At 71.3% G+C, this 12118-nt stretch carries 6 protein-coding genes; 5 read left to right on the top strand and 1 reads right to left on the bottom strand.

The window, feature by feature from the left end; genetic code table 11:
* Nucleotides 1-132: 132 nt before the first annotated feature.
* Nucleotides 133-822, bottom strand: a complete 690-nt coding sequence (locus ACIBM5_RS00575) for a cutinase family protein (protein ID WP_396004681.1) — start codon at nt 820-822, stop codon at nt 133-135.
* Between the two features lie 1114 nt (nt 823-1936).
* On the opposite strand from ACIBM5_RS00575, the gene ACIBM5_RS00570 reads away from it, so the two are divergent.
* The 5 genes from ACIBM5_RS00570 (at nt 1937) to ACIBM5_RS00550 (ending at nt 12059) form a co-directional block, all read left to right on the top strand.
* Nucleotides 1937-2605 (top strand): TetR/AcrR family transcriptional regulator C-terminal domain-containing protein, encoded by a 669-nt coding sequence (locus tag ACIBM5_RS00570; protein WP_396004679.1) that lies wholly within the window; start codon nt 1937-1939, stop codon nt 2603-2605.
* 956 nt (nt 2606-3561) lie between these two features.
* The gene (locus ACIBM5_RS00565) at nt 3562-4332 is read left to right on the top strand and encodes an alpha/beta fold hydrolase (protein WP_396004678.1); all 771 of its coding nucleotides are present in this window, start codon (nt 3562-3564) and stop codon (nt 4330-4332) included.
* 1139 nt (nt 4333-5471) lie between these two features.
* Nucleotides 5472-7781 carry an ATP-binding protein gene (locus ACIBM5_RS00560; protein WP_396004677.1) on the top strand — a complete coding sequence of 770 codons (2310 nt, stop codon included), beginning with the start codon at nt 5472-5474 and terminating at the stop codon, nt 7779-7781.
* A gap of 2 nt (nt 7782-7783) precedes the next feature.
* Nucleotides 7784-10597 carry an ATP-binding cassette domain-containing protein gene (locus ACIBM5_RS00555; RefSeq protein WP_396004676.1) on the top strand — a complete coding sequence of 938 codons (2814 nt, stop codon included), beginning with the start codon at nt 7784-7786 and terminating at the stop codon, nt 10595-10597.
* Nucleotides 10598-10751: 154 nt separating this feature from the next.
* Nucleotides 10752-12059 carry an ABC transporter substrate-binding protein gene (locus tag ACIBM5_RS00550; protein WP_396004675.1) on the top strand — a complete coding sequence of 436 codons (1308 nt, stop codon included), beginning with the start codon at nt 10752-10754 and terminating at the stop codon, nt 12057-12059.
* Nucleotides 12060-12118: the final 59 nt, after the last annotated feature.

Raw genomic sequence — 12118 nt, 5'->3', positions numbered from 1 at the left:
GTCCGGCCACGACCGGGCCGCCGCCCCGATACCCGAAGGGTCACAGCCGCCTGGGAGGCAGCGGAGCGGAGTACCTGAGGACCGGGCCTCCCGGCGGGGCGGAGGCCCGGTGGACGGCAGGCTTCGCGTCGGTCAGCTGCGGGCCGCGATGAAGTCTGCGGCGGGGACGCTGTGTTCGGGTCGGGAGTAGGACAGGTGGGCGGCCGGGTCGACGCCGCCGCCGCAGGCGGGGTCGCCGGTGGCGCAGTCGTCGAGGGTACGGGCCTGGTAGGTGCCGGTGATCGTGGTCGGCTTGTACAACGGCATTCCGCGCTGCGGGCTGCCGTAGAGCACGAGCGCTGTGACTCGGGGTTCGATGTTCGCCGGGATGACGGCGACGATGGGCGCGCCGGTGAGGGAGCCGAGGCTGCTGACGCCGACGGAGTTGGACACGACGTTGGCGCCCTGCGAGTAGCCGACCGCCGCGAAGGTCTGGTTCGGGCAGGCGGCGGCCTGGGCTTTGATGTGCCGGACGAGGTCCCGGTTGCCGACGGACGCGGACCAGGGCTCAAGGCCGGCGGGGTAGTTCACGCGGTAGTACGAGACCGTCTTGGCGCCGGCGAGGCGGGCGTCGAGTGCGGCGACGAGGGCGTCGTAGACGGGGTCGGAGTCGGGCGGTCCGGACACGCCGAACTGCGTGCCCATGGCGTAGGTTACGTCGATGTCGGCGCACGAGTCGACGGCAGCTGCGACCGCGCCGGACGTGACGGTGAGAGTGCCTGCCGCCATCACCGCGGCGGTTGCCACGGCGGCGAATCTGGCGGCGGTACGGGTTCGTGACATGGAGGGCCCTTCGGTGAGGCGCCGAACGAACCGGCGCATGCCGGCGTACCGGAAGCGGGCGGCGATCCAGTGGTCCCTGCACGGGGCGCGCGGGGGCACGGCGAAGCACCGATGCATCGACGGCACCGCAACCACACCACTGAGTCGCTGAATCGAGTCAGCTTGCGCGTTTCTTGTACCACTGGGGGATAAAGGCTGCAAGGAGAACCAATCGGGTGGGCATTGCATGCCGGGGCGACGGCTCGGGTGGGTGGTGGTGGATGCGGGGGCTGACTGCTCGAGTGGAGCGATGCATGGTGGCAGTGCCTGCCAGGAGGCGCTGAATGCCGGCTGCGACCGGCCAGGGCAGTGCTTGCCGGCGACAACCGCGCTTCGCTACACGCGAACCGACCGCATCGTCCGCGCGCCGGCGGCGGGGCGTGCGGAGGGGGCGGGCTGAGGCGGGGGGCGAACTCGCCTACGGAGCAGTGGATGCAGGCCGCGACCGCTCGTGGGCAGTGGTGCATGCCAGCCGCGACCGCTCTTCGCCGCCCGCGAACCGACCCCATCGGCCGCACGCCGCCGACAGGGCGGGCGGGCACGAGTGCCGAACGCGCGGACAGAGCAATGCGTGCTGCCGGCGACAACTGCGCTTCGCTATCCATGAACCGCCCGCATCGGCCGCGCGCCGGCGGCGGGGTGTGCGGAGGTGGGACCGAACTCGCTGGCAGCCGCGCTGAATTACTCGGGCGCGCTCCGGCCGGTGGCTCCGGTCGCTACGGCGGACCGCGGCAGGTCTGCGGCGGACCGCGGCGGGTCCACAACGATCCGCAGCAGATCCGCAGCGGCTCAGCGGCGGGTGCGCAGCGGGTCCGCGGCGTTCCACAGCAGATCCGCGGCGGGTCCGCACCGGGTCCGCGGCGGCTCCACAACGATCCCCAGCAGGTCCACAGCGCATCCACCCAGCCGTCCACCCTCGTCCCCGCGGTCTTCCGCGGTCCGCGGTGGACGCCCGGGCGGCGCGGTGCGCGAACCGACCCCCGTGGAAGAATCGCGCTGAGGATTCCCACTTGCGGTGCGCCGGTGGCGGCTGCGCCGGAGATTTGCGGGAGAAGACATTGCGGGAGGTCGGAGCATGAGCGGCGGCCGGCGGGGACGCGGACGGCCGGCGCGCATCGACCGCGACCGCATCGTGCAGGCAGCCCTGGAGTTGGACGCGGCCGGCGAGCCGTTGAGCATGAAGGCCGTGGCCGACCGTCTGGGGGTGCACTCGCCGAATCTGTACCACCACGTGGGCGACCGCGATTCGCTGGCGGCGCTGGTGGCCGCGGCCCGGATCGAGCGTGTACTCGACGAGTCGTGGATGCCTCCGGCGGACGCGGACTGGCGCACCTGGTTGCGGGCGTTCGCCTACGCCACCCGCGACGCGTCGTTGACCCTGCCGGGGCATGCGGAGTACTTCGCGTTCAGCGGACCGGCCGGGCGGCGGCAGTTGGACCAGATCGAGCGGCTGCACGAGGTCCTGGTGGACGCGGGTTTCGACCCGATCGGCGCGGGGCGGTGCGTGACGCTGATCGGCGAGTTGGTGCACATCAACGTTCGCTCGGTCTTCATACTGCGTGTCCACGGGCAGGAGCCGCATCGGGCGACGATCGGCGAAATCCTGCGCGACGAGCCGGACGCGCTGCCGCTCATGCGCGCCGCGGGCCATGCCGACTACGACCCTGACGCGCAGTTCGCCTTCGACCTGGACGCGGTGCTCGCCGGCCTGACGCCCTCGCCTGCAGACCGCGACCAGGGCTGAACCGAGCGGCCACGGCCCAGGGCCGCAGCGAGGGCCAGAGCGGGCGACCCCACCGAGCAGCCCGACCGAGAGGCCCGCCCCGGCGACCCATCCAACAATCCCACCGAGCGGCCCGAGCGAGCAGCCAGACCCGGCAACCGGACCGAACGGCCCACCGGGCAACCCGACCCTGCGGCCCCACCAAGCGAGCCGCCCAGCGGCCCCGCCGGACGACCCCGCCGAACGGCCCGAACAAGCAGCCGAACCCGGTAACCGGAACAGACGGCCCACCGGGCAACCCGACTTGGCGGACCCACAGGTGACCCGAGCAAGCAGCCCAACCAGACAGCCCAAGCCAGTGGCCCCACCGCACAACCCGAACCAGCGACCCCACCTGAGCGATCCCGCCAAGCAGCCCACCGAGCGCTCCGACCCAGCAACGCGACCCGGCAGTCCCACCGAACAGCCCGACCGCCCGGCCCGGCCCGGTGACCCCACCGAACGACCCCGCCGAGCGGCCCAGGCATGTAGCCGGATCCGGGTGGCCGACCGAGCAGCTCCACCAAGCGGCCCGAGCAAGCGACCCCGCCGAGCGGCCAAACAGGGCGAACCCATCGAGCCGTCCCACCAAGCAGCCCAACGGGACAACCTCATCGAGCCGCCCCACCGAGCGACCCCACCAAGCCACCCCCCACCCCCACCCGGGCCCGCACCCGCACCCGCGGCTGGGCCTGCGCCTGCGCCCGGGCACGCGGGCTAAGCCTTCCCTTGCACATTCGACGGTTCTACACTCGGCGCCTTCCGAACGCTGACTCGTTTCAGCGTCATTTCCGCAGCCGCATACCGTTCGATCGAGGAGTGGTCATGGCCACCGTTGCCGACGTTGCCGACCCGTCGCTCTACCGACCCCCCTGCCCGAGTCCGCCCAGCGGATCGAACTGCGCACGGCCGGTGGGCCGCTCGCCGCCCTGGAGATCATGCCGCCGGAAGGCGTCGAGACGCGGGGCACCGCGGTACTGGTGCCCGGGTTCAGCGGTTCGAAGGAAGACTTCCTGCCGATGCTGGAGCCGTTGGCAGCCGAGGGGTATCGCGTCGTGTCGTACGACCAGCGCGGCCAGTTCCAGTCGCCCGGACCGACCCGGTGGCGGGAGTACGACGTGGCCACCTTCGCAGCCGAACTGGCCGAGGTCATCGCGGCCGTCGATCCCGTGCCGGTGCACCTGCTGGGACACAGCTTCGGCGGGATCGTGGCACAGCGCGCCGTGGCGGACGCGCCGTCGAGCGTGCGGAGCCTGACGTTGCTCGGCACGGGTCCGGGCAACACCGATTTCGCGGGCGCGAGGATGGTCGGGCCGCTCGTGTGGATCCTGCGGATCGGCGGGACGTCGCTGCTGTGGAAGCTCATGCGCGGCCAACTGAGGAAGGCCGGACTCGCGCACGGCTCGCAGGTGTGGCTGAAGCACCGGCTCGTCCACACCCACAAGGCAAACCTGATCGGGATCATCCGCGCGATGCTGGGAGAGCCGTCGCGAGTGGCGGCGTTGGCGCAAACGGATGTGCGCTTCCTGGTGATGTGCGGCGAGAACGACCAGCCGTGGACGCCCGCGACGCAAGCGAAGATGGCGCGGAACCTGAACGCGCGGTACGTCGTGATCGCGGACGCAGGGCACACGCCGAACGAGGAACGGCCGGAGGAAACCGCGAGCGCGCTGGCGGACTTCTGGGTTTCGGTGGACGTGGAGAGCTGAGGGGCCCCACCCGGCCGCCCTCCCGCCCGGCCGCCCTCCCGCCCGCCCGGCCGTCCGGCCGTCCGGCCCACCGGCCCACGAGGTCGACCCCGCCGACCCTGCCTGCGGACGCCCGCCCGGCGCCCCCGCCCCCCGCCCCCACCCGGCGCTTTCGCCCGGCACCCGCCGAACCCTCGCCCGCGCGACGATCCTCGGCAGCCCTGCGTGGACGCCGACGGACAAGCAACGCCGGCCCCCATCCGCGCGGCGATCTCCCGAGACTCAAGCCTCCAAGCCACCTCGTATCGCAGCCGACAGCACGCCCTGCAGACCCAGCCCACAAAGAGGGCCTGCAGGGCGCTCCGGGCACGGCCGCGATCGGCTTCGGCATATCCGCCGATCGCCACGCGGCCACTTCGGCACCACCCTGGGAATCACAGCCCGCCCACCCCGGCGCGCCCCCGGGGAATCGCCACCACCAACCTCGGCAGACCTCCCCGTACGGAGGTGGGGTGGCGGCCCTCTCGGCGTGTGCGGAGGTTAGTGGGCCGACTCCCTGACGTGTCCCGAAGCGGGCACGCGGAGCTGCGACAGATCCGCCGAGGTCGATCCCCCGGGGGCGCGCCAAGGGTTGGCGGGCTTGGGGGGCCGACTCCCTGACGTGTCCCGAAGCGGGCACGCGGCAATGCGACAGATCCGCCGAGGTTGACGCGCGGCGATCCCCCCGGGGGCGCGCAGTAGCGGGTGTGGAGCGGTCGCGGCGCGTCGAGCGGTCGCGGTACGTCGAGCAGTCGAGGTGTATGGAGCGGTCGGTGGGCGCCGCTTCCTCGGGGCGTGCGGAGGTCGGTGCACTGACTCACCCCCCGGAACCGCCGAGAAGTCCCCTCCCCAAGGGGCTGGACATTTATTTAATCTCGAATAAACAATTGGGCTCCGCACCGGGAGACGTCACGGCCGCATACGCGCAGTCGGGGGTGTCACGCCTGCGGGTTCGTCTGTGTGGTGACCGTTCCGAGCCGCGAAGGATGCCCGATGCGTACGACCTTCCGCGCCCCTGCGCCTGATCCGTCCCACGGTCGGCACGGCCGGCGATCGCGTCATCCGGCCCGGCCACAGGCAACGGCCAGCCGCAACCAACCTGCTCGGTCCGGGCGTTGCCGATGAGCGGCGCGGTGGACGATGCCACCAGGAACGAAGCCCACCATGCCACCCGAGACGAAGGCACCAGGCACGACGACGCCCGCAACGAAACCGCCGAAGCCGTCGCCCCTCGGGCCGAACACCGCGGCCTCGCCGCGGACTTGGCCACCGAACTCGTCGATGCCGAGGCGGCGCGTGCCCGGGCGGCCGAGGTCGGACGTGAGGTGCTGTTCGCCGACGATCTGCTGCCCGGAGTGGGCAGCGAGCAGCTGACCCTTCGTCAGGGCCTAGCCGCAGGCGGGTCGGCGACGTTCCTGACGCTGATGGCGCTGTCCGCGTTCGACGAGTTGGAGACCGCGACACTGGGCGTGCTCGCCCCGGACATCCGTGACTCGTTCGGGATGAGCGACGGTGCGATCGTGTTCCTGTCGGCGGCATCGGGCGCGTTCCTGGTCCTCGGTGCGCTGCCGATGGGCTGGTTGGCGGACCGGTACCGGCGCGGCAGGGTCGCCGGGTGGGCCGGACTGGCCTTCGCCGCCTTCGTGTTCGCGTGCGGTATGGCTGCGAACGTCTTCCTGATGTTCCTCGCCCGGCTGGGCGTCGGGGTGGCCAAGGCGAGCACGCTGCCGGTGCACGGCTCGCTGAACGCGGACACCTACCCCATCGGGGTAAGGGGCCGCATCGCCGCGGCGACCGGTATGGCGGGCCGCCTCGCGGGGGTGCTGAGCCCGCTGGTGGTCGGCGCGATCGCCGCCGTGGCGGGCGGCGACGACGGCTGGCGCTGGGCGTTCTTCATCCTGTGCGTGCCCACCGCGCTCGTGGCGCTGTACGCCTTCCGGCTGCCCGAACCCCCGCGCGGACAGCACGAGATGAAGGCGGTGCTCGGCGAGGTCATCACCCACGACAAGCCGATGCCGATCTCGATCGAGGCGGCGTTCGCCCGGCTGATGCGCATCCGCACCACCAGGACGGTCGTCCTGGCGTTCGCGGCCATGGGCTTCGGGCTGTTCACCGGACCGGTGCTGACCAACCTGTGGATGGAGGACCACTTCGGGCTCGGCACCTTCGAGCGCGGGGTGTACGGCACTCTCGGCGGCCTGGGCGTGTTGGCCGTGTTGCCGTTCGTCGGCCCGCGCTACGACCGGCTCTACCGCACCGACCCGGCGCGCGCCTTGAAGCTGGTCGGCTATCTGATCCTGCCGGTGGCGGTGCTGACGCCGGTGCAGTGGTTCATGCCGACCGCCCCCGCGTTCGTCATCGCGCAGATGTTGCCGCTCGTCCTCCTGTCTGCGGCGTTCGCGATGATCGGCCCGGTCATGCAGTCCGTATCCCCGTACCGGTTGCGTGGATTGGGCACCGCGCTCGCGGCGATCTACATCTTCTTCATCGGCGCGACCGGCGGCTCGCTGCTGTCCGCGCTCATCCTGGACTCGTACGACGCGCGCGCGGCGGCACTGGTCATCGGCGTGCCGGCGACGCTGGTGGGCAGCCTGATGCTGATCCGCAGCTCCTCGTTCATCAAGCACGACCTGGCCCTGGTCGTCCACGAGCTGCGGGAGGAACTCGCGGAGCGGGACCGCCAGGCCCGGGACCCGGAGCGGGTCCCGGTGCTCCAGGTCAACGACGTCGACTTCGAGTACGGCAACGTGCAGGTGCTGTTCGGTGTCGGGTTCGAAGTCCGGCGCGGCGAAGTCCTCGCCCTCCTGGGCACGAACGGCGCCGGCAAGTCCACGATCCTGAAGGCGATCTGCGGCCTCGGGACCCCTTCTCGCGGCGTGGTCCGGCTCAACGGCAAGACCGTCACATACGTCTCGCCCGAGCAGCGCGGCCGGTACGGGATCCGCCTGCTGCCCGGCGGCAAGGGCACCTTCCCCGGCATGACCGTGGCGGAGAACCTGGAGATGGCCGCCTTCGGGCTGCGTGACCGGGACCGGGCGCACCGCGATGCCCGACTCGCCTACGTGCTGGACGTGTTCCCCGACCTGAACGCCCGCCTCGCCCAGCGGGCGGGCAGCATGTCCGGCGGCCAGCAGCAGCAACTCGCCCTCGCCATGGTGCTGATGCACGATCCCGAGGTGCTGCTCATCGACGAACTCTCGCTCGGGCTCGCGCCCGTCGTGGTCCGGGACCTCCTCGCGGTGATCGAGCGCCTCAAGGCGGACGGCATGACGATGATCGTCGTCGAGCAGTCCCTGAACGTGGCGCTGGCGATCGCCGACCGCGCGGTCTTCCTGGAGAAGGGGCAGGTCCGGTTCACCGGTGACGCCCGCGAACTCGCCGAACGCGACGACCTCGCCCGCGCGGTGTTCCTCGGCAAGGACGGTGGCTGACCGTGATCGAACTCACCCGGCAACTCGCCTTCGACGGCGTCGTCAACGGCTTGGTCATCGGCCTGCTCGCGATGGGCATCGTCCTGGTCCACCGCTCCACCCGCATCGTCAACTTCGCCGTGGCCAACATGGGTCTGGTCGGCTCGGCGCTGTTCGCCCTGCTGAACCTGCGCTACGGCGTCCCGTTCTGGATCGCGCTGGCCGTCTCCCTCGTCGTCGGGACCGGATTCGGTGCGGTCGTCGATCTCGTGGTGGTACGACGCCTGTTCGCCGCGCCGCGGGTGATTCTCCTGGTCGCCACGATCGGCGTCGCCCAGCTGGCGCTGGTGATCGTCATGGCCTATCCGGAGGTCGACGCGGCGAATACGTATCCGGTGTGGTCCACGTCGAAGTGGAGTCCGGCCGGCGTGGAGGTCACCGCGACCCAACTCGCCGTGCTCGTCGTGGTCCCGCTCGTCGCGCTCGCGCTCGGCTGGTTCCTGGCCCGTACCGTGCTCGGCAAGACGGTCAAGGCCTCGGCGGACAACCCGGATCTGGCCAGGCTCAACGGCATCAGCCCCAAGGCCGTCTCCACCGCGGTGTGGGCGATCGCCGGGCTGGTCGCGACGATCTGCCTGATCCTGATCTCCGGCCGTACCGGTTCGGTCGGTTCCCCCGCGGTACTGGGCATGACCACTTTGACGAGGGCGCTGGCGGCCGCGGTGACCGCCCGTATGGTCTCCTTCCGGGTCGCCCTGGTCGCCGGGGTGTTCCTCGGGTTCCTGGAATCCGTCGTCCAGTTCAATTGGATCGACCGACCGGGCCTGACCGACGTGGTCGTCTTCGCGCTCGTGCTCGTCGCGGTGTTCGTCGTGGGGCGCGGCCCGGACACCGAGACGTCGACGTTCTCCTTCGCGCCCAAGGTCCGGCCTGTCCCGGTACGCCTACAGGAGCTGTGGTGGGTGCGCAATCTCGAGCGATTCGGCCTGGTGTTCCTCGGGTTGATCGCGGTCGTCCTGCCGCTGCTCGTCACGCAGCCGTCCAAGCAGCTGCTCTACACGACCATCCTGGCGTATGCGATCTGCGCCGCCTCGGTCACCGTGCTCACCGGCTGGGCCGGGCAACTCTCGCTCGGGCAGATGGCGTTCGCCGGGATCGGCGCGCTTACCGCGGCCTCGCTCTCGCGCGGACTGCGGCTGGACATCGGCGGCGGCAACGTCCTCGTGGTCCAGCGCCTGACGTTCCCCACCGCCGTGTGCGTCGCGGCGCTGCTGACCGCGGCCCTCGCCGCCGTGATCGGCGCCGGCGCACTGCGCGTGCGGGGACTGCTTCTGGCGGTCAGCACCCTCGCGTTCGCGGTGGCCTGCGAGCAGTGGGTCTACACCCAGGACGTCTTCCACGACAGCCCGACGCAGACCGCCGCGTCCTTCCCGCGCACCGACGTCTTCGGGATCGACGTCACCGCGCAACGCTCCTACTACTACGTGGTGTTGGTCGTGCTCATGGCCGTGCTCGCGGTGACCGGCAGGCTGCGCCGTACGGGCGTGGGCCGGACCACGATCGGGGTACGCGACAACCCGGCGTCCGCGTCCGCGTACACCGTCCCCGCGGCGCGCGTGAAACTACGGGCGTTCGCCCTGGCGGGAGGCGTCGCCGGAGTCGGCGGGGCACTCCTCGCGGGCGCGCTTCAGACGGTGCCCTACGGCGACGCCTACTTCCGCAGCGCGGACTCCCTGATGCTGGTATCCGTCGTCGTCATCGGCGGACTGGGCACCACCTCGGGCCCGGTATGGGGATCGTTGTGGGTGATCGGCCTGCCCGCGGTGTTCCCCGACAACTCCATCGTGCCGCTGCTCGCCTCCAGCCTCGGCCTGTTGATGCTGCTGCTGTACTTCCCCGGCGGTCTGGTCCGGATCGGCTACGCGCTGCGCGATGCCGTGCTCTCCCGGGCGGAACGACGGCTGGGCCCGGCACCGGCGAGGACCGTCGGTGCCGTCCCCGGGTCGCTCGCCCCCACCTCGCGCGCACCGCTGCCGGACGGGAAGCCGGTGCTGGCGACCTCGAACATCCGGGTCCGGTTCGGCGGCGTCGGCGCCGTCGACGGCGTGGCGATCGAGGTCATGCCGAACGAGATCGTCGGCCTGATCGGCACCAACGGCGCCGGCAAGTCCACGCTGATGAACGCCATCGGCGGGTTCGTCCCCGCCACCGGCACCATCGAACTCCTCGGCCGGGACGTGTCCGCACTGGCCCCCGCGCGCCGCGCGTCCGTGGGCTTGGGCCGCACCTTCCAGGCCGCGACGCTCTTTCCCGAACTCACGGTCACCGAGACCGTGCAGATCGCCCTGGAGGCGCGCGGGCGGACCGGACTGCTGTCGTCCGCGTTGTGGTTGCCGAAGTCGATCAGGGGCGAACGCGCCAAGAAGTCCGAAGCGGGTGACCTGATCGACTTCCTCGGATTGGGCCGCTACGCCAACGCCTTCATCGGCGACCTGTCCACCGGCACCCGGCGCATCGTCGAACTTGCCGGTCTACTCGCGCTCGACGCCCGCGTCCTGTGCCTGGACGAGCCGACCGCCGGGGTCGCACAGCGCGAGACGGAGGCATTCGGCCCGCTCATTCGGGAGATCCGCCGTGAACTCGGCGCGTCCATGCTGATCATCGAGCACGACATGCCGCTGATCATGGGCATCAGCGACCGCGTGTACTGCCTGGAGACCGGCCGCGTCATCGCCGCCGGCCCGCCGTCCGCCGTTCGCAACGATCCCAAGGTCGTGGCGAGTTACCTCGGCACCGACGAACGCGCCATCGAACGCAGCGACCCCGTGCCCACCTGAGCCGGTCCGGTCGCCTGTCACACCCGCTCGGTTGTGCTCCGCCGGTGCCGCGGCCCTCTCGTGCTCCGCCCTGTTGTGCCCGGCCCTCTCGTGCTCCGCCCTCGTGTGCTCCGTCCTCCAGTTGCGCCCCGCCCTCCGAAAGGACTCCACCGGCATGACCACCACCAGACGTATCCGTGCGACCGCCCGGCGTACCACCTCGATACTGGCCGCGCTGTGCGTGGCGGCAGCCGCGGCGAGTTGCACCGTCGAGGACGACAAGTCGCCCGCCACCGGCTCCGGTTCGAACGCTCCGGCCGTCCCGGCGGCGGCGCCGGGGGTCAGCGCGGACAGCATCAGGATCGGCGTCGTCTACCCCGACTTCGCCGCGCTCAAGCCGTTCGTCAACCTCGACGCGGGCGACTTCGAGGTCGCCTACAAGGCGCTGATCGCCAAGATCAACGCCGCGGGCGGGATCAACGGCCGCAAGATCGTCCCGGTGTTCGCGAAGATCAACCTGCTGGCTCCCGCCTCCGCGCAGGAGACCTGCGTGAAACTCACCGAGGACGAGAAGGTGTTCGCGGTCCTGGGCATGCTGCCCATCGCCGACCAGACCTCGTGCTACGTCCAGGCCCACAAGACCGCGCTGATCGGTGGGGCCATGCCGGCCGCGCTGTACGCGCAGGCCCGGGCTCCCTGGTTCACCGACATCGACGGCGACGCCTCCGCCAAGGCCGTCGAAGCACTCGCCGCCCACGGCGACCTGACCGGCAGGAAGATCGCCGTCGTCGCCGACGCCCAGGGCCAGACGGACGCCGAGAACGTCCTCCTGCCCGCGCTCAAGCGCCACGGCGTCACGCCCGTCGCCACCGGCTACCTCGCGTCGACCGCCGGCGACCCGGCCGCGACCCTGCAGCAGGGCACCGTCCTGCTGCAGAAGGCCCGGACCGCGGGCGCCGACACGATCCTGCTGACCGGCGGCGCGGCCTCGCAGATCCCGGCGATCCTGGAGAAGTCGGACTGGCGCCCGCGCCTGCTGTTCAGCCTCAACCCCTCGGGCTACACCCAGGACAAGGGCCGGCACGACTTCGGCACACTCACCGGCTCGGTGGTGGTCAACCCCGTTCTGGACTGGACGGAACCGCGGATCGTGGACTGCGTGCGCACCGTCGAGCAGGCCGACCCCTCGCTCACCGGCAAGCTCGTCGATCCCACCACCGTCGCCCCCGGCCTGCCGACCCTGGGTGGGTCCGTGCAGACGGCCTGCATCAACCTCTCCCTGTTCGAGTCGATCGCCGGGAAGGCCGGCAAGGACCTGAACTACAACAGCTTCCAGCAGGCCGGGTTCGGCCTCGGGAAGTACCGCCTGCCCAACTACCGGGACGACGCGACGTACGCGCAGCAGACGCCGAGCGGCGCGCTCCCCTTCCGGATCCAGGCGTACGAGCCGGGCACCAACCGCTTCATCGCGGTGCCCTCCTGATTGCCCGACCCACTGCTCCCCCGATCGTTCGGCTGATTGTTCCGCAGCGGCCGGACGGG

It is taken from the genome of Embleya sp. NPDC050493 (genome assembly GCF_044458105.1).
Lineage (GTDB): Bacteria > Actinomycetota > Actinomycetes > Streptomycetales > Streptomycetaceae > Embleya.
Note: the sequence above shows the minus strand (reverse complement) of the source record. Positions and strands in the feature narration are given on the sequence as shown.

Coding starts and splice junctions, on each gene's coding strand:
- ACIBM5_RS00575 (WP_396004681.1), bottom strand. CDS start 822: ATGTCACGAACCCGTACCGCCGCCAGATTCGCCGCCGTGGCAACCGCC.
- ACIBM5_RS00570 (WP_396004679.1), top strand. CDS start 1,937: ATGAGCGGCGGCCGGCGGGGACGCGGACGGCCGGCGCGCATCGACCGC.
- ACIBM5_RS00565 (WP_396004678.1), top strand. CDS start 3,562: ATGCCGCCGGAAGGCGTCGAGACGCGGGGCACCGCGGTACTGGTGCCC.
- ACIBM5_RS00560 (WP_396004677.1), top strand. CDS start 5,472: ATGAGCGGCGCGGTGGACGATGCCACCAGGAACGAAGCCCACCATGCC.
- ACIBM5_RS00550 (WP_396004675.1), top strand. CDS start 10,752: ATGACCACCACCAGACGTATCCGTGCGACCGCCCGGCGTACCACCTCG.